16 protein-coding genes are annotated in these 16,980 nt (G+C 64.9%); 5 read left to right on the top strand and 11 right to left on the bottom strand.

Going from position 1 to position 16,980, the window contains the following annotated elements; genetic code table 11:
- Nucleotides 1-31 precede the first annotated feature (31 nt).
- From O1A05_RS07020 to O1A05_RS06995, 6 genes are all read right to left on the bottom strand, one after another.
- Nucleotides 32-1,213 carry a sulfurtransferase gene (locus tag O1A05_RS07020; protein ID WP_270107317.1) on the bottom strand — a complete coding sequence of 394 codons (1,182 nt, stop codon included), beginning with the start codon at nucleotides 1,211-1,213 and terminating at the stop codon, nucleotides 32-34.
- A 523-nt stretch (nucleotides 1,214-1,736) separates the two neighbouring features.
- Nucleotides 1,737-2,720 carry a siderophore-interacting protein gene (locus O1A05_RS07015; RefSeq protein ID WP_270107316.1) on the bottom strand — a complete coding sequence of 328 codons (984 nt, stop codon included), beginning with the start codon at nucleotides 2,718-2,720 and terminating at the stop codon, nucleotides 1,737-1,739.
- A complete protein-coding gene (locus O1A05_RS07010; RefSeq protein WP_270107315.1) occupies nucleotides 2,717-3,499 on the bottom strand; it encodes an ABC transporter ATP-binding protein in 783 nt (260 codons plus the stop codon). The genes O1A05_RS07015 and O1A05_RS07010 overlap by 4 nt, the downstream gene beginning before the upstream one ends.
- A gap of 75 nt (nucleotides 3,500-3,574) precedes the next feature.
- Nucleotides 3,575-3,883 (bottom strand): helix-turn-helix transcriptional regulator, encoded by a 309-nt coding sequence (locus O1A05_RS07005; RefSeq protein WP_270107314.1) that lies wholly within the window; start codon nucleotides 3,881-3,883, stop codon nucleotides 3,575-3,577.
- Nucleotides 3,884-3,985: 102 nt separating this feature from the next.
- Entirely contained in the window at nucleotides 3,986-4,984 is a 999-nt protein-coding gene (locus O1A05_RS07000; protein ID WP_270107313.1) for a Sir2 family NAD-dependent protein deacetylase, read from the bottom strand.
- A complete protein-coding gene (locus tag O1A05_RS06995) occupies nucleotides 4,956-5,171 on the bottom strand; it encodes a DUF3073 domain-containing protein (protein WP_270107312.1) in 216 nt (71 codons plus the stop codon). Before O1A05_RS06995 ends, O1A05_RS07000 begins: the two co-directional genes overlap by 29 nt.
- Nucleotides 5,172-5,471: 300 nt before the next feature.
- Here O1A05_RS06995 and O1A05_RS06990 point away from each other — a divergent pair, with 300 nt between their 5' ends.
- Nucleotides 5,472-6,206, top strand: a complete 735-nt coding sequence (locus O1A05_RS06990) for a septum formation family protein (RefSeq protein ID WP_270107311.1) — start codon at nucleotides 5,472-5,474, stop codon at nucleotides 6,204-6,206.
- Here the strand turns inward: O1A05_RS06990 and O1A05_RS06985 are convergent.
- Both O1A05_RS06985 and O1A05_RS06980 read right to left on the bottom strand, forming a co-directional pair.
- Nucleotides 6,203-6,805, bottom strand: coding sequence for a response regulator transcription factor (locus O1A05_RS06985; RefSeq protein ID WP_270107523.1), 603 nt, complete (start codon nucleotides 6,803-6,805; stop codon nucleotides 6,203-6,205). The genes O1A05_RS06990 and O1A05_RS06985 overlap by 4 nt on opposite strands.
- A gap of 14 nt (nucleotides 6,806-6,819) precedes the next feature.
- On the bottom strand, nucleotides 6,820-8,109 hold the full coding sequence (locus O1A05_RS06980) for a sensor histidine kinase (protein WP_270107310.1): 1,290 nt from the start codon (nucleotides 8,107-8,109) through the stop codon (nucleotides 6,820-6,822).
- 111 nt (nucleotides 8,110-8,220) lie between these two features.
- Here O1A05_RS06980 and O1A05_RS06975 point away from each other — a divergent pair, with 111 nt between their 5' ends.
- The gene (locus O1A05_RS06975; protein ID WP_270107309.1) at nucleotides 8,221-8,724 is read left to right on the top strand and encodes a hypothetical protein; all 504 of its coding nucleotides are present in this window, start codon (nucleotides 8,221-8,223) and stop codon (nucleotides 8,722-8,724) included.
- Nucleotides 8,725-8,803: 79 nt separating this feature from the next.
- On the opposite strand, the gene clpB is transcribed toward O1A05_RS06975, so the two are convergent.
- On the bottom strand, nucleotides 8,804-11,401 hold the full coding sequence (gene clpB, locus O1A05_RS06970; protein ID WP_270107308.1) for an ATP-dependent chaperone ClpB: 2,598 nt from the start codon (nucleotides 11,399-11,401) through the stop codon (nucleotides 8,804-8,806).
- Nucleotides 11,402-12,218: 817 nt separating this feature from the next.
- Between clpB and O1A05_RS06965 the strand changes: the two genes are divergently transcribed.
- A complete protein-coding gene (locus O1A05_RS06965) occupies nucleotides 12,219-12,533 on the top strand; it encodes a hypothetical protein (RefSeq protein WP_270107307.1) in 315 nt (104 codons plus the stop codon).
- Between the two features lie 182 nt (nucleotides 12,534-12,715).
- On the opposite strand, the gene O1A05_RS06960 is transcribed toward O1A05_RS06965, so the two are convergent.
- Entirely contained in the window at nucleotides 12,716-13,561 is an 846-nt protein-coding gene (locus O1A05_RS06960) for a hypothetical protein (protein WP_270107306.1), read from the bottom strand.
- A gap of 103 nt (nucleotides 13,562-13,664) precedes the next feature.
- On the opposite strand from O1A05_RS06960, the gene O1A05_RS06955 reads away from it, so the two are divergent.
- Both O1A05_RS06955 and O1A05_RS15640 read left to right on the top strand, forming a co-directional pair.
- The gene (locus O1A05_RS06955; RefSeq protein ID WP_270107305.1) at nucleotides 13,665-14,921 is read left to right on the top strand and encodes a YihY/virulence factor BrkB family protein; all 1,257 of its coding nucleotides are present in this window, start codon (nucleotides 13,665-13,667) and stop codon (nucleotides 14,919-14,921) included.
- Nucleotides 14,918-16,216, top strand: coding sequence for a methyltransferase domain-containing protein (locus O1A05_RS15640; protein WP_333482010.1), 1,299 nt, complete (start codon nucleotides 14,918-14,920; stop codon nucleotides 16,214-16,216). Before O1A05_RS06955 ends, O1A05_RS15640 begins: the two co-directional genes overlap by 4 nt.
- Before the next feature lie 112 nt (nucleotides 16,217-16,328).
- Here the strand turns inward: O1A05_RS15640 and O1A05_RS06940 are convergent, their stop codons facing one another.
- Nucleotides 16,329-16,922: a hypothetical protein gene (locus tag O1A05_RS06940; RefSeq protein WP_270107304.1), complete on the bottom strand. Its 594-nt coding sequence runs from the start codon at nucleotides 16,920-16,922 to the stop codon at nucleotides 16,329-16,331.
- Between the last annotated feature and the right edge of the window lie 58 nt (nucleotides 16,923-16,980).

Below are 16,980 nucleotides of genomic sequence, written 5' to 3'. Positions count from 1 at the left end.
GTGACCGCCGAGGTGGTTGTTGTCGAGCAGGTCACGATTCGCTGGAACCCCAGAGACCAGCGCGCTGATCGGTGTTGTTCCCCACCGGCACGCCGACGCTGTTGCCCCACTCCGTCCATGAGCCGTCGTAGACCTTCACATCGGCACCCAGGATCTGGCTCAGTGCATACCACGTGTGAGAGGCACGCTCACCGATGCGGCAATAGGTGATGATCAGCTCGTCGAAGTCGACGCCCGCCTCTTCGTAGATGGCGCGGATTTCGTCGGCGGGCAGGAACTGTCCGGTCTCCTCGTCGACGATCGTGCTCCAGGTGACGTTGACGGCGCCGGGAATGTGGCCCCAGATCGTGGTCGCTTCTCCACCGAAGATCGCGGGGTCGACGCCGATAGCGCCGTCGTACTCGTCCTTGGATCGGATGTCGACCAGGGTGACGTCGGAATCACCGTCGTTGACGTTCTCCTCGGCGACCTCGAGCACCTCGGGCTGCAGAGCACGAATGTCGAGGTTCTGCGGCTGTGCGACCCAGTCACCCTGGGTCACCTGCGGCACTTCTTCGGTGAGCTCACGGCCGTCGAAGACCTCCCACTTGTGCAGTCCGCCGTCGAGCAGGCGCACGTCTTCGGCGCCGTAGAGGTTGAATACCCACGCACCGTAAGCGGCGAACCAGTTGCTGTTGTCGCCGTAGAGCACGATGGTGTCGCCCTCGTTGATGCCGAGGCTCTGGGCGAGCTCGGTGAACTCATCTTGCGTGATGAATTCGCGGGTGTTCGGCTGTGTGAAGCCTTCGCTCCAGTTCACGTACTGGGCCTGCGGAATGTGACCCTCCTGGTAAGGGGTCAGTTCGGACGATGCCAGGTGCTCCGAGATGTCGATGAGCACGATGCCCTGATCGGAGAGGGAACCCTCCTGCAGGCGCTCGTCGAGCCACTCGGTGCTCACCAGGACGTTCTCGAGGTTCTCCTCGCCGCCCTGGTGCACCTCGTCGTAACCGCGGTGTTCACCGACCACGGTGACGTCTGACACCGTCTGGGCCTGTTCACCTCCGCGGCCTGATGCGGCGGTCGTCGGGGAATCGCCGCTGCCGCTGACGCTGTTCACGATCACGCCACCGGCGACCGCCGCCACCGCCGCGACAGCAACGAAGGCCACGGGCAGCTGCCATTTGGGCTTGCCCTTCCTCCCTGTCTGGATGTTGTCTTTGTCTGCGCTCATGCTGGGATCGGTCCTCTCCGTGGTGCGTCGATTCGTGTGAGTGTCCCAGGAGCGTTTCCCAGCATTGCTGGTGAATTCGCCGCCTGAGGACGGTGTGAGATGTTGCGTGCGCACCAATCTGTCAAGCTTCGAGGTTCCGCCCCAACCCTCGAGTAATTTGCCGACACGCTACACCGTTCAAGTCCCCCATCTCCGGCGGAATGACCACGTCCGGCACGAGTGGTATATGGAGTGGTCCTGTTGCGGCTCCCAGACCGTCGCCGGGTCGGGCCAGGTTCGCCTGTCCCTCCACGCTCGGGGTCTCATCGATGAAACGGACCGCGCCGAGGACATCATCGACGCGGATCCAGCTGAACCGCCGATTGCCGCCAGTGCGGTGCCAGGGGCTGCGGCCGATAGTGCGTATTCGGTAGCAGCGGGACTCCAAGTCCCGTCTGAATGCGCCACCAATGAATCCAGACGCTCCGGCGATCACGGCCAGCGGAGTGCTCAAGGGATCCCCCTTCCCCATCGCCCGAAGACCTCAGGCGCCTTCGGCGCGGCCGTGACGCCAGTAGCCCATGAATGCGATGGTCTTGCGGTCCACGCCGAGCTCTTTGACCAGGTGACGGCGCAGCCCGGTGATCACTCCGGCCTCACCCGCCAGCCAGGCATAGCGCTGAGCGGATCCGGCATCGGGGGACTCCCAGAGCAGGATGTTCTCATCCTCGACGAGCTCGGTGTCTTGACCGGCTGAGGCTGAATTCGCGCCCACGCTGGCCCTAGCATCCGCGTCTCGGTAGAACTCGGCTGCTGTTTGCTTCGCTGCGGCCGTCAATTTCTCTCCGTGCCCAGCACCGTTGCGCCCCAGCCACGTCAGGGCCATTCCGGAGGGAACCGTGACCTCGGCGTCCATCACGTCAGTGTCGGAGGGCACCTCGATCAGGGCGTGCCCGGTGTATCGCAGCCCGGGCTCGGCCTGCTCACGTTCGGCGAGCTGTGTCAGGATGGACAGAATCGCAGGCGCTGCGGTTTCGTCACCGGCCAGTAGCAGATCGGTGGCCTCACCCGGTTTGAAATCAATGCCGCCGTTGGTGGTGTCCGCGCGGGAATCCGGCCCGACGATGACGATCTCGTCACCGATCTGGGCGGTGGAGGCCCAGGCGGAGGCTGGTCCCTCGGTGCCGTGCAGCACGACGTCGACGTCCACCTCAGCCTGTTCCGGACGCACCTGGCGCACGGTGTAGGTGCGCATCGGATTCCGCTGGTCCTCTTCGAGCAGCCGCCAGGCCTGGTACCACTGCATCATGGTGGGCCGAGGGTCGGAGAACATGCCGATGTCGGTATAGGAGCCGTCGGCCAGCGGGAAGAGCAACTTGATGCGTTGATCGAGCCGATCGGTGCCAAAGTGCTGAACCTCGTCGCCGCTGAAGGTGAAGCGGACGAAGTGCTCGCTGAGGCTCTGGCGGGCAGCCACCTGCACGCGGTAAGCACGGGTGGAGGGGTAACTGTTGTTCGATGTGGTCACGCGGTCTCCTGGGACGTTGGTGGATGCGGCGGGTGGTCGGTGCGGTGGTGGCGGCCCATGGGCACCATGAGGGGCTGGTTCGACACCGGGTCGGTGATGATGAGCGAGTCCAAGCCGAACACGGACCGTACGCTCTGCGTGGTCAGCACCTCATGGGGTGTCCCGGCCGAGTGTACGGTGCCGTCGACAATCGCCATCAGGTGGTCGGCGTAGCGGGCCGCTATATTCAGGTCATGCAGCACCATCACCATGGTGGTACCCACGTTGTGGTTCAGTTCGGTGAGCAGGTCCAGCACCAAGGCGATCCAGACCCGCTGACGCTGGCCCCCGGAGAGCTCATCCACGGGCCGGTCCACCAGGCCGTGGGCGTGGGTGGCTTCCAGTGCGGCGGCCACCGGTCGCTCATCGGCCTCGGACAGCGGCTCGGCGCTGACGGTCTGGGAGAACTCTTCGGTGCCGTCGGAGGTCTCGGCCACGGATTCCGGAGTCTCCAGACCCAGGTCGTTGAAGAACGCCGTGCGCGGATCATGGGTGGTGTAGAAGCTGACCTCGCTCAGGTCGGAGGAATCAACCTGGGCCAAAAACATCGCAGACTTGCCTTCGAGTTCGGGGTTCTCCTCCGCCGTCTCGGAGAGAGAGTCGTAGTCCTGCTGAGTCAGCCCCGAGTAGGCAACCAGGATGACGTCGGCGTCGTTGCCGGTGCCGCCGCATGCGGTCAGCGCCAATGCAGCAGCCACAGTCAGGGCGGTCAGCGGGGTTTCGAGGCGCCGTGGGAACACGCAGTGAACGCATTCGTCCCTCCAGTCTTCGCAGGCGTTCATGAGGCAACCCGTAATAGATCTGTCATGATTGCCTCAATTAGAGTAGGCAGATCTATGCGGACGCGCAATCGCGCAGTTCTGCGGCTCACTACCGCTGTTCGGACAGGTCAAGGTGCTGCGGAAGGCACCCGGCGTCTTGCCGGTGCGCTCTTTGAATGCCGCACAGAAGGCGCTCACGGTGCGGTAACCGATGACCTCGGCGGCGCATTCGATGCCGTGGCCGTGGGCGAGCAGGCGCGCCGCGTGTTGGGCACGCACCGTCATACGCCAGCGGGAGAAGCCCAGTCCGGTCTGCTCGGTCAGCAGCCGGGTCACGGTGCGGGTACTGATACCCAGCAGCACAAACCACTCATGCAGGTCCCGCGGATCACGTCAGGGTCTCCACCGCACCGGCGGCGTAGACGGGCAGACTGCGCACCTCGGTGGACCGGGTGCGGGTGACGCTCACGTCTCGAGCTGGCGGTGCAACCAGGTGACGGCGGGGGCCACCCGGGCACGCCACCGGTACTCGGCCTTGGCATCGGCCCGGGTGGGTCCGGCATTGATCAGTGCCACCGGTTTGCCCGCGCGCTGAGCATCGAGCACGAAACGGTAGCCACTCATCACCGCCAACGAGGAACCGATCACCAGCAGCCCGCCGGCGTCGTCCAGCAGTTCCGATGCGTGACGGCGGCGTTCTGGCGGAACAGATTCGCCGAAATACACGACGTCGGGCTTGAGCAAAAACGAGCCGCAATTCAGGCAGGCCACCATCTGGAAGTCGCCGATCAGCTCATCCGGCAAGGTCACATCGCCGTCGGGATTCACGTCGAGGCGGTCCGACAGCGCGGCGTCAATGTAGCCGGGGTTGACCTCATCGAGCCGGGCGTCCAGGCCGTGCCGCGACTCCATGGCACCACAGTTCAGGCAGATCACCCGGTCGAGGTCCCCGTGCAGTGCGACGAGCGCCGCTGGATCGTGTTCGTGGCTGATCTGGCTGGCGGACGCCACCTCACGGGCCGCCTGGGCGTGCAGGCCGTCTACGTTCTGGGTGACGATCCCGGAGATCAGCCCGCAGGCGTTCCACTCGGCGAGAATGCGGTGAGTGTCGTTCGGTGCTGCCGCGACCATCTGGCGCCAGCCCACATAGGACCGGGCCCAGTACCGCTGGCGTGCCGCGGCGTCGAAACGGAACTCCTGGTAGGTCATCGGCCGGTGCCGACGCAGGGAACCCTGCGGGCCACGGTAATCGGGGATTCCCGAATCGGTGGACACTCCGGCCCCGGTGATGATCAGTGGCGACTGCCGCAAGACACCCAAGACACCCGGACGTGCGAGATGCTCGCCCTGGGGGCGAGCATCATCGTGAACGACCCGGTCAATGGAGCGCAGTGCGGCCTGGTGGGCCCGATGCGCCGGATGATCCGGTTCGATGTCAGCGAGTCCGATACGACGATGCGTCATCGTCGTCGGTCTCGTCATCGTAGACGTCGGCGTATTTGTCCGCGAGGTCAGAATAGTTGTCTTCCTCAGAGCCCGAGCGTTTGCCGGACAGCTCTGCCTCGAGGGCAGACAGATCGGTGGCAGGGGAGAAATACTTCATATCCCGTGCCTGCTTGGTAGCCTTTGCCTTCTGACGGCCGCGCCCCATGAGCGTGACCCCCTTCGCGGTCTCATGTCCCCGGCGGCAGCGATCATGATCGGCTGGCGCGGAGGTGTGCTTCTACAGGTTGGTTCGTGCTCACTAGGTTAACATGTTTGTCAGGACTTCGTCGCATAGCCACCGGGTTCTGGGGCTCGGACGTGCCCGCTTCAGGGCGGATTTCCCGGACAGCGGAATCTTCCGCCCGTCTGCGGTGCACTCACACCCCGGAACCGTGGCACGATAGGGCGAACGACGACGTAGCACCAGCAATCCACGAGCAACCATCAGAAGGACAGTCGAGCGACGATGACGCAGCCACCCGACGAGAACGTCGAAGGTCCCGCCGAGACGACCCCCGAGGATCCCTTCACCGTGTCCGATGAGGCACCGCAGACCTCGGTGCTCGCCGATGCCGAGCGTAAGAAGTCGCGCCGCGATGTGCGCCGTCGTCGCCAGAACCGCAACCGCTGGCTCGCCACCGGTGCCCTGCTCGTGGTGATCGTGGTGATCGGCCTCGTGGTGGTGCCGTGGGTGAGCTCGATGCTCAACTCAGACTCCAGCGAGGAGACCCCGACCGCCACCGAACGGAACGAGAATCCGGGTCTTGACGGCATTATCGCCACCGGGTTGCCGCCCGAGGACTTCGAGCCGGGCGACTGCCTCACCGATTTCATCTCCACCCAGGATCCGGCCACCGTCATCGAATGCGATCAGCCCCACGAGGCGGAACTGGTGGGACGCCAAACTTTTGCCGACGCCGACGCCTACCCGGGCACTGACCAGATGCGTGCCGCCGCCGAAGAATTCTGCGGCTCCATCCAGTTGACCGGCACCGCAGACGCCCCCGTAGTGATCCAGGTGACCAACCCCTCCGAAGGCTCCTGGGGCGAAGGCGACCGCCGGGTGGACTGCCTGGCCACCACCACCGAAGGCCAGCTCACCGGCACCCTGGTAGAGAACCCGGTGGTCGACAACACCGGTTCGGCTTCCGGCGAGGAATCGCCCGAAACTGACGCCGAGGCCGACACCGACGAGGGCTAGATCCAGCCCTGCTCCCAGGCGTGCTGGGATGCTTCAGCGCGGGTGCTCACGCCCAGCTGCTGCATGGCGGAGGAAAGGTAGTTCCGCACGGTTCCCGGAGCCAGATTCAACTGCTGGGCGATCTGTGCCACCGAGGTGGCGTTGCGTCCGGCGCGCAGCACATCCAGCTCCCGGTCGGTCAGTGGGCACCGCGCGGCGGTCAGTGCGGTGGCGGCGATCTCGGGGTCGACGTAGCGCCGTCCCGCCATCACTTCGCGGATCACTCCAGCCAGCCGCTCGGCCGGCGTGGATTTCGGCACGAATCCGGCGACCTTCTCGGCCAGCGCACGGCGCAGCACTCCGGGTCGGGCGTGGCGGGTGCAGATGATGACCTTGGTCGCTACGGAGGCGGCGATCTCGCGGGCGGCATCCACCCCGTCAAGCTCGGGCATTTCCAGATCGAGCACGCACACATCCGGAGTCAGCCGCACCGCAGCGGCGACCGCAGCACGGCCGTTGGCAACGCCGGGCAGGATCTCCAGGTCCTCCTCCAGCCCCAGCAGCGTCTCCATGGCAGTGCGGATCATGGTCTCGTCGTCGGCGATCATCACACGGATCATCTGAAGTCCTTCGGTCATGGCAGCGGCACCGCCGCAATCAGTCGGAATCGGGAGCCATCATGTTCATGAGTCACGGAACCGCCGGCCTCCCGGAAACGGGTGTCCAGTCCGGCAAGTCCGGTGCCCTGCTGTCCCGAGGAGTTCTCCGCACCACCGGGTTCGACGCCGTCGTTGATGATTTCCAGGCGCTGCACGTCGTCCACACTCCAGCGCAGCGACACCTCGGCGGCGGAGGAATGGCGCAGGATATTGGTGGTGGCCTCGCGCACGGCCAGGCCCATCAGCCGGTCGTGTTGCTCGGAGACCGTCCCTGGGCCGGTCTCGACGTCGATGGTGGTCGCAATACCCGCCGCTTCGAGAACATCGCGGGCGTTATCCAGTTCTTCGCGCAGGGACACCACCCGCAGGTCACGCACCAGCTGACGCGTCTCCTGCTGGGCCTGCTCAGCCAGGGCGCGCACCTCTCGGATAGCCTTCTGCGCGGCGGTCTGCGCGTGGGGGTTCGAGGACGACAGCATCCGGTCGGCCAGTTCGGCCTGCAGGGCGATCACCTGCAGGTGGTGGCCCTGAATGTCATGCAGGTCGGAGGCGAAACGTAGCCGCTCGCGGGCCACTGCCAGCTGACCGCTCGCGGTGCGCGCCGCATCGAGATCAACGACGACGCGCCACCACCATGCTGAGAAAACGATGCTCGGGGGCAGCAGGACCAGCAGGATCACCACGGTGGTGAATGGCTGGCCCGGGCCCAGCACCATCGACGTATCCGGGTTGAGCCAGCCGTGCCCGAGCACCAGGACGGTGCCGACGAGGAAGACGACCAGCCGCTGCCGCAACCGCAGCAGGGGCAACAGCACGCTGATCAGGATCCACAGCGGTAGCGCCCCATAAAATGCGGCACCGGGGAGGGCCACCGTGACCGCCCAGCACACCACGGGCACGGAGAACATCGCCAGCGTGGCGGGCCACGGCGTCCAGCCGGTGCCGTAGTTCTCCCGCATCAGCCAACTCGCGTACATCACCGCCGGGATGGTCCCCAGACACAGCGCGAGGCTGACCACGAGCAGCCCGATGGAGGCCTCCGCCTCCTGCATCATCACGCCCAGCACCAGTGCGGAAATCCCCAGCATCGCCAGGGCCAGAGCGAGCACCGAGACAAAGGTGTACCACCAGGTGACGGTCACCCCGCGGGCGCGGGTCAGCGGCAGATTCACCCGGAAGTCATCGTCGAACCCTTCCCCGGAGGCAGCGCTCACTGGCAACTGGCCGGTGGGGCGGTGGGCAGGCTGCGGCTGGGAGGTGGTCACGGTGCCAGTGTAGGACCATGACAGTTGTCACTGTCTGCGTGCACCGATGTCATACGATCCGGTGACACCACGGCACTACCTGGCGGACGTGCACCGCGGAAGACTGAGAACATGAACTTCATCGACAGCTTGCAGAACTTCGTCCTCTCCCTGCCCGAGGCCATCCAGTTCCTCGGTGTCTCCCTGGTGGCGATGATCCCCTTCATCGAAAACTACGGCGCGGTGGTGGTCGGATCCGTCGCCGGGGTCCCCGTGTGGGTTGCCGTACTCATGGCGATCATCGGCAACCTCGCCGTCGTCGCGGTGCTCACCCTCATCGCCTCCGGCACCCGTGAAGCCATCGTTGCGCGGAGCTCTTCCGGCTCATCAGCTGGCGGCACCGTAGAGTCTTCGCCCCGCCAAGATAAGGTGCGCCGGCTTTTCGATCGTTATGGGGTCCCCGGTGTCACCGTGCTAGGCATGCTGGTGGTGCCCACCCATGTCATCGCTCCGACCCTGGTGTCCTTCGGCTCACCCAAGACGGTCGTATTGGTCTGGCAGGCCATCTCCATCACCCTCTACGCCGTCGTCGCCGGATTGCTCGTCAACGGGCTGATCAACCTCGCCGGTTTCTAAACAATGACAGCAATCACCCGCCACACCGCAGCGGGGCTGACCCTTCATTGGGTCAGCCCCGCTGTGCGTCAGATCAGCGTCACCGCTGGGAGGTGATGGTCAGGCCGTCGGCGTCCTCGGCGCTGTCGCGGTCCACCCGCACGGTGTCGCCGTCTTGGACGTCCCCGCGCAGCAGCGCCTTGGCCAGCTGGTCGCCGATTTCGCGCTGGATCAGGCGGCGCAACGGCCGGGCACCATAAGCCGGATCGTAGCCAGTGAGTGCCAGCCATTCCTTCGCAGCGTCTGTGACGTCCAGAGAAAGCCGGCGCTCAGCGAGCCGTTCGGCCAGCACTTGGACCTGCAGATCCACAATCCGGGTGAGGTCTTCCACCCCGAGCGGCTCGAAATGGATGATGTCATCCAACCGGTTCAGGAACTCCGGCTTGAACGCGGACCTCACCACCTGACCCACCGCTTCGGCCTTCGCCTCTGCGGAGAGGTTCGGGTCCACCAGGAACTGCGAGCCCAGGTTCGAGGTCAAGATCAGGATCACGTTGCGGAAGTCCACGGTGCGGCCCTGCCCATCGGTGAGCCGACCGTCGTCGAGCACCTGCAGCAGAATGTCGAAGACCTCCGGGTGAGCCTTCTCCACCTCGTCGAGCAGAATAACCGAGTAGGGACGACGGCGCACGGCTTCGGTGAGCTGACCGCCCTCGTCGTAGCCGACGTAGCCGGGAGGGGCACCCACCAGCCGGGAGACGGAGTGCTTCTCCGCGTATTCGGACATGTCGATGCGCACCATGGCGTGATCGTCGTCGAAGAGAAACTCCGCCAGCGACTTGGCCAGCTCGGTTTTACCCACACCGGTGGGACCAAGGAACAGGAACGAACCGATCGGCCGGTTCGGGTCCGCGATTCCGGCCCGCGAGCGCCGCACCGCGTCCGACACCGACTGCACAGCAGCGCGCTGACCGATGAGCCGATGACCCAGCTCGTCTTCCATGTGCAGCAACTTCTCCTGCTCGGAGGTGAGCATTCGCCCGGCCGGAATACCGGTCCACGCGGAGATCACCTCGGCGATGTCCTGCGCGGAAACCTCTTCGGAGACCATGGTCGCGGTCTTGGGCCCCTGAGACTCGGCTTCCTCTTGAGCGGCGAGCTGCTGCTCCAGAGTGGGGATCTCGCCGTAGAGGATGCGAGACGCCTCGGCCAGGTCGCCGTTGCGCTGGGCTTTCTCTGCCTCAGAGCGTAGCTCGTCGAGCTTGGCGCGCAGATCACCGGCCCGATTGAGCTGGGACTTCTCCTCTTCCCACTGGGCCTTGAGCGCGGACAGTTCTTCCTTACGGTCCGCCAACTCTTCGCGTAGTGCGGCCAGACGTTCCACGGAGGCGGCGTCGGTCTCGTTCTCCAACGCTAGTTCCTCCATGGTGAGACGATCGACAGCGCGGCGCAACTGATCAATTTCCTCGGGAGCCGAGTCGATCTCCATGCGCAGCCGGGATGCAGCCTCATCCACCAGGTCAATGGCTTTATCCGGTAGCTGACGCCCGGAAATGTAGCGGTTGGAGAGATTCGCGGCAGCCACCAGCGCGGCATCGGTGATCGCCACCTTATGGTGTGCCTCGTAACGCTCCTTCAATCCGCGCAGAATGGCGATGGTGTCATCCACCGAAGGCTCGCCCACGTAGACCTGCTGGAAGCGGCGCTCCAGGGCTGGGTCCTTCTCGATGTTCTCGCGATACTCATCCAGGGTGGTAGCGCCGATGAGCCGTAGCTCGCCGCGAGCCAGCATGGGCTTGAGCATATTGCCCGCGTCCATCGACCCATCGGACGACCCGCCCGCCCCGACCACGGTGTGGATCTCGTCGATAAAGGTGACGATCTGTCCGTCGGAGCGCTTGATTTCCTCGAGCACCGCCTTGAGACGTTCCTCGAACTCACCGCGGTATTTGGCGCCGGCCACCATGGCACTCAGGTCCAGGGAGATCAGTGTCTTGCCACGCAGCGATTCTGGGACGTCGCCGGCCACCATGCGCTGGGCGAGGCCCTCGACGACAGCGGTCTTGCCGACGCCGGGCTCACCAATGAGCACGGGGTTGTTCTTAGTGCGCCGCGAGAGTACCTGCACCACCCGCCGGATTTCGGCGTCACGGCCGATCACCGGGTCGAGCTTGCCGGAGCGGGCCACCTCGGTCAGATCGGTACCGTACTGTTCCAATGCTTGGAAGGTTCCCTCGGGATCTGGGCTGGTGACGCGGGTATCTCCGCGCACAGACGTGACCGCAGCTTTGAGAGCCTGCAGCGTGGCGCCGGCATCTCGTAGTGCCTGTCCGGCTGCACCGGAGTCGGCGGTCAGACCAAGCAGCAGATGCTCGGTAGATACATACTGATCCCCCATCTCTTGGGCCTGGGCTTGTGCGGCCTGCACCACCTGAAGCCCAGTACGCGAAAGTTTTGCCTGGGCGACGGAGTCACCCGAGGTAGCAGGCAACGACTTGATGGCGGTCGATGCCGCGGTGGAGATGACGTCGGGGTCGACACCGGCGGCTTTCAATACGCCCACGGCCACCGATCCTCGTTGATCCATGACTGCTTTAAGCAGGTGGACAGGCTCGATCTGCGGGTTACCCGCAGTGGAAGCGTTCATCGCCGCGGCGGAGAGCGCCTCCTGAGATTTCGTGGTGAACTGTGCGTCCATCACCGCTCCTTTCGTCCCGGCCTCCCGGGGCTGATCAATGCTGGATACTCTTACTTGAGTCTACTTAACTCAACCTTGTCGACGCGACACTTATTCCAGCCCGAAAAGCCGACCTCACCGGCCAGTCTGCCGCATTACTTCCCCACGAGACTTTTCATCCATTAAAGTCAGAGGAAACTTTCAGGCGCGGCAAGTTATCCACAACATGATTACTCAAATGCGAAAGCCCTCAATCACCCCCTACGCTGGTGCACTGAATCGTTCCAACCACATTCTTATCAAAGCATCGATCACCGCGAGTAGGGGAGTTCTGACCGCCACTGGGTGAGCGACTCGAGGTCTTGGTCTTTCGCGGGATACGTCCGACGCTGCTGATATGGCACCAGGCCGCCTCGAAGGGAACCCATGACCATCTTCAGACCACGACGCCGCACCATCATCGGCGCAGGAGCAGTGACCACCGTGGTTGCCCCCTCGCCGTGCTCGCCCCAGCGTCCGCTGACATTGCGGACGTCGCCGACCCGGAGTTCGACGTCTACGACTTCCCTCTCGTGATCGATGAGGACACCACCCTGGGGACCTGCACGACCACACCACTGAGCGCAGAGACAATGGCGTCTTTGGTCTGCACCCTGGAGAACGAGGCCTACCTCACTCAGCACGACAACATCTGGGCCATGGCAGACGCGTTCATGCAGGCATGGCAGCAGACTGATGAAGAGTCGGTGACCTTCGGCACCACACGCGGGATGATCGGGGTGCCACTGCCCGGCGGTATCGGCCCCCGGGAGTCTCGCCGAAGCGGGAGACGATGTCCATGGACGGCTGGACCGGCTCGAACCGCACCGAAGCGTTCTGGCGCATGTTCATCCCCGGTTCTCTGGTGGAGGGCGCAGATCCCGTCACCATCGTCGATCAGATCCCCGAGGGGCTGAGCCACTGGGAGGACTCGGTACGCAACCCTTCGGTGCCGGTTACGCAGGAGGGCTGGGGCAAGTTCCAGGCCAATGACGGACAGGCCGTTGGCCCGGACCGTTACGAGGTCTCGAGCTCGGGCAACGAGCTGAGTATCGATCTACAACCAACGCCGAGCTGCAGTCACGCGGTTCCGGCACAGCTAGTGGCGATCTGATCCCGACCGAGCCTCCGGAACCGACCGAGCCCACCGAGTCAACGGAAGCCTCGGTGTCCGAAACCTCCGGCGAGAGCACTCCCCCCGGAATCCGCCTTGGCCACCGCAGAGGCCCCCCACCACGGATGCGCCGTCCACACCCCCACTGTTTTAAGTGGCTGAGTGTGAGGCGTCAGAAACCGCTAGGAATCCGTCGGCGACGGGCTGGTTGCGCTCGACGTCGGCGAGGGGCTTGATGATTCATCGTCACCGAAAGCGTCCTCGAGTCGATTGATCTGCTCGGTGAACAGCGTCTCCGCCTCAGCTTCGCTGATTCCCGTGGCCGCAATGTAAACGTGGTGGTTGCCCGCAGTCCCGCCACCGGTGTGGAGCGTCTCCACCTCGCCTGAACCGTCATCCACGCTCAGCTGGAACGCATCCAGATCGCCCAGCTGAGTGAAGGTGGCCGTCGAACCTTCCAGCTCATCGCTGTCCACCGAGTCGCACGCGCCCGGGATCCGGGAGTACACCGACATCGGGTCGACATCATCCGCTGTCTCGATCACCATGGTCTCGATGACGACCGAGGACTCGGCATCCGCGTCCGACGCGTCACCCTCCGACTCCGTGCTCTCCGGCGTCGGCTCATCGTCAGATGCGGCCGCTTCATAGTGGCCGGTCACGCCGATCAGCGCCTGGGTGCTGAACGCATTAAGCTCCGCCAGCAGATCCGCACACTGGCCCGTGGTGGTGAACTCGCTCAGCGAGAAATACATGGTGAAGGGCTGGTTCTCATACGACTCCACGCTGAGGTTCAGCTCGCCAGGCAGGGCCTCATCACCGGTGGTCAGCAACACCTCGGCCAACTCGTCCACGCTGGCCTGCGGCGCCACACTGGCCGATGAGGACGCCGACTCGGAGGGAGATTCGGACGGGCTCCCCGACGGTTCCGGTGAGGGCTCAACGGTGCACGACGTCAACGTCAGGCCGGCTGTGAGGAGCAAGAGTGCGGGAGCCGTCGTCAGCGCGCGCGTGCGGGAGTCTGCCATGACCTTCACAGTAGTCTGCTCCGCCAAATCCCTTCAACCGAGCCCGCCTCGCTCAGGTCGAGCTTCCGTTGCCAGCACACGGACGGACGGTACGCTCGAAGCTATGAGTTCTGCCCCGAAACGACGACGACGGCGTTTCTCGCGGCGCACCTACGCTGCACCCCGAGCGTCGGTGATCTACGTGCTGCGCCGCACCTGGATGCGACTCATCGAGATGCAGGTGTGGGACGTCGCCGGAACCATGACCTTCTACGCCATGCTCTCAGTGCTGCCCGCCCTGGTCTCCATCGTCTCGCTCGTTTCGCTGCTGGGATTGCAGTCGGAGACCGTAGAAGCCGCGGCCGAGCTGATCCACGAGCTCGTGCCCACCATGGAGCCGGCTGCTATCAGTTCGGCCGTGCTGGCGCTGGGCAACACCGGCGGCGGGGTACTTGGCCTGGTTGTTGGACTGCTGGGGTCGCTCTACTCGGCGTCGAATGTGTTGGCCGCGTTCCACCGGGCGATGCACCGCCTGTACGACACCCGTGAGGGGCGCCCGCTGCTGTTGTTCCGCGCCCGAGTCGTGCTGGAGACCATCGGGGTCATGCTGGTGGCTATTGCCGTGCTGCTGCTGATCACCGTCGGCGGCGAGTTCTCCGAACGCCTCGGCACCATGCTGGGCTTCACCACCGAAACTGTGGCCACCTGGAACACCGTGAAATGGTGGGTGATCCTCGCGGTACTCATCATCGGGGTCTCCACCGCCTACTATTCCACCCCCAACGTGAAGCTGCCCCGCTACCGGCTCGTCACCGCTGGTGGCGCCTTCACCGTGCTGGTGCTGTTCTTCGCCCTGCGCACCGTGGGCTGGCTACTGGACTCGGTCGGCTCTTTCTCGCAGATCCTCACCACCCTGAACGGGGTGATCGTCATCATCCTGATGACCTGGATCGCCACCATGGTGCTCATCGCCGGGGCGGCCTGGGACGCGGAGGTACTGCGCGCCCGCCAGCTCGCCGCCGGACTGCCCGCCTGGCACACCTTGCAGCTGCGCACGGTACACACCCGCGTTCTGAAGAAGCTGGACCGACAGGCCGCCGATGAATACCGCGTGGGCCGGATCATCGCCAGGGCGGCCAACACCGGAGAACCCGTCACCACGGTGAAAACCAGCCGACTCACCGAATCCGGCTCGCTGTTCGCCCTGAATGCGGGCAACCACCGCCTGACCACAGGCACCCCCTACGTGCGCGAAACGTTCCTCTCTCGCCACGCAGAACTCGCCGCGGCCGCCGAAGCCGCAGAAGCCGACAGCGACACGGGGGAATCTGATGCGGAAGACATGGCCCAAGACCTCCCCGAACGAAAGGACCGTGCATGACCACCGACCCGGCCCCGCACTACTTCCCCGATGAGCGTTCGATGCGCGAGCGCATGGAATCCGGGGACGTCTATTTGGCAGCCAGCGACGAGCTGGGCTCCGCCTCGGCTCGAGCTCAGCGGCTCACCGAAACATACAACGCCACCTCCATCGACGACGGCGCCACCCGCACCGAGCTGTTGCGCGACCTGCTCGGTGAGGTCGGCGAGCAGGTGGAGATCCGCCCACCCTTCAATGTTGACTACGGGCGCTACATTCGTATCGGGGCCCGCACTTTCGCCAATTTCGGACTGCTGGCTCTCGACGTCGCGCCCATCACCATCGGCGCCGACGTGCAGATCGGTCCGCGCGTGCAACTGGTGACTGCCTCGCACCCAGTGGAGGCCGGACCGCGTCGGGCCAAGTGGGAGTCCGGTGAGCCGATCGTCATCGGCGATAATGTGTGGTTGGGCGCTGGCGTGGTGGTCGGCCCGGGCGTGACCATCGGCGAGAACACGGTGGTCGGTGCCGGGGCTGTAGTCACCCGGGATCTGCCCGCCAATGTGATCGCCGTCGGGGTGCCAGCCCGGCCTATCAAGCCGCTGCCCGCTGATCCGGAGGCCGGATACTCCACGGTGGCTCTCGATCCGGAGCCGGAGTCCGCCGAGGCACCGGAAGCAGTAGTCGCGCCAGAGCCCGCAACCACCGGAAACGCCTGGACGCGTGCAGTCACCGCGGACCCGGGGCACTCCCAGCGCTATGCGGAACGCTGGCGGCGACTAGCAGCAGAAGGCTTCGACGTCGACGGCGAAGCCCGGCTGATCGACGCGATGGCCGAGCGCGAATCCCGCATTCTCGATGCCGGTTGCGGCACCGGCCGCACCGGAGGGTACCTGGCCGAGGCGGGTCACAGCGTGGTCGGTGTGGATGTGGATCCGCACCTGGTTGAGGTGGCCCGCACCGATTTCCCCGACGCCACCTGGTTCACCGGCGACCTGGAAAATCTGGAGTCTTCGCTCTCGGATGAGGCCCGCGAAACGCTGGCAGAGCCGTTCGATCTGGCGGTCAGCGCCGGCAATGTATTCGGATTCCTGGCCCCAGCCGGCCGGCGTCCGGCGCTACGCAGCATCCGGGAGCTGCTGGTCGATTCGGGCCGTGTGGTGATCGGCTTCGGCGCCGGTCGCGGCTACACCTTCACCGAGTTTTTCGCTGACGCCGCAGCCGAGGGTTTCACGGTGGACGCCCGGTACTCCACCTGGACGTTACAGCCCTTCACCGAGGAGTCCGATTTCCTGGTGGCCGTGCTGCGCCGCTGACCCGGACAAGCAGACAACAAGACCGCTAGACAGTCAGCAACAGCACGACGCCGGACCCCTGCAACGGAATCCGGCGTCGTCGTGTGTAGTGCTTGCTACAGAATCACGAAGCTTACTTGCCCTTGCGCTGAGCTTTCAGTTCCTTGCGGGCCTTACGCAGGGCGTCGACCTGCTCCTCGCGGGCCTGGTTGATGGCGTCCACGCGATCGGCGGCAGCCTCCTGAATGGCCTCCACCTTCTCGCTCTTGGCGTCCGAGATCTTGCGGGCACGCTTGTCGGCGGCTTTGCGCTTACTGGCCTTGCGGTTCACCAGCGAGTCCAGGGTGACAGCCACGCCGGCGCCCAGCATGATGACATCCTTGGCCACCGAGGTGCCCTCCTGCGAGGGACGCACGCCGTCGTCCTCGGTCATCTCCGGGGTGTTGAGGTACATGTTGACCAGGCCTGCGGAGAAGGCGCTCAACGCGGTACCGGCCACCCAGCCTGGAACCACCGGCAGCAGCAGGGCCGCGCCCACGCCGATCTCGCTGTAGGTCAGGAAGCGGCGGAACGTGGCGGCGTCCATGTCCTTGACGGCGGGCAGACCCTTCTCGGCCATCTGGCGCAGACCTTCGGCCTGCTCGTCGGTCAGTTTGCGCTTGTTCAGGCCCGAATTCAGCACGAACGCGCCGGTGGTCAGGCGCAGCGGGATCTGGACGATGCTCATGAGAGTCCTTCCGATGGGATCAGTTTCGACACCACTCTATAGTCACTCCCCCGTCCTC

This window comes from Citricoccus sp. NR2 (assembly GCF_027594385.1).
In the GTDB taxonomy this organism is placed as follows: domain Bacteria; phylum Actinomycetota; class Actinomycetes; order Actinomycetales; family Micrococcaceae; genus CmP2.
The sequence above is the reverse complement of the archived record's forward strand: the minus strand, read 5'-3'. Positions and strand labels throughout refer to the sequence as shown.

Coding starts and splice junctions, on each gene's coding strand:
- O1A05_RS06965 (WP_270107307.1), top strand. CDS start 12,219: ATGGACGGCTGGACCGGCTCGAACCGCACCGAAGCGTTCTGGCGCATG.
- O1A05_RS07020 (WP_270107317.1), bottom strand. CDS start 1,213: ATGAGCGCAGACAAAGACAACATCCAGACAGGGAGGAAGGGCAAGCCC.
- O1A05_RS06985 (WP_270107523.1), bottom strand. CDS start 6,805: ATGATCCGTGTGATGATCGCCGACGACGAGACCATGATCCGCACTGCC.
- O1A05_RS07000 (WP_270107313.1), bottom strand. CDS start 4,984: ATGACGCATCGTCGTATCGGACTCGCTGACATCGAACCGGATCATCCG.
- O1A05_RS06990 (WP_270107311.1), top strand. CDS start 5,472: ATGACGCAGCCACCCGACGAGAACGTCGAAGGTCCCGCCGAGACGACC.
- O1A05_RS06960 (WP_270107306.1), bottom strand. CDS start 13,561: ATGGCAGACTCCCGCACGCGCGCGCTGACGACGGCTCCCGCACTCTTG.
- O1A05_RS06940 (WP_270107304.1), bottom strand. CDS start 16,922: ATGAGCATCGTCCAGATCCCGCTGCGCCTGACCACCGGCGCGTTCGTG.
- clpB (WP_270107308.1), bottom strand. CDS start 11,401: ATGGACGCACAGTTCACCACGAAATCTCAGGAGGCGCTCTCCGCCGCG.
- O1A05_RS06995 (WP_270107312.1), bottom strand. CDS start 5,171: ATGGGGCGCGGCCGTCAGAAGGCAAAGGCTACCAAGCAGGCACGGGAT.
- O1A05_RS15640 (WP_333482010.1), top strand. CDS start 14,918: ATGACCACCGACCCGGCCCCGCACTACTTCCCCGATGAGCGTTCGATG.
- O1A05_RS06975 (WP_270107309.1), top strand. CDS start 8,221: ATGAACTTCATCGACAGCTTGCAGAACTTCGTCCTCTCCCTGCCCGAG.
- O1A05_RS06955 (WP_270107305.1), top strand. CDS start 13,665: ATGAGTTCTGCCCCGAAACGACGACGACGGCGTTTCTCGCGGCGCACC.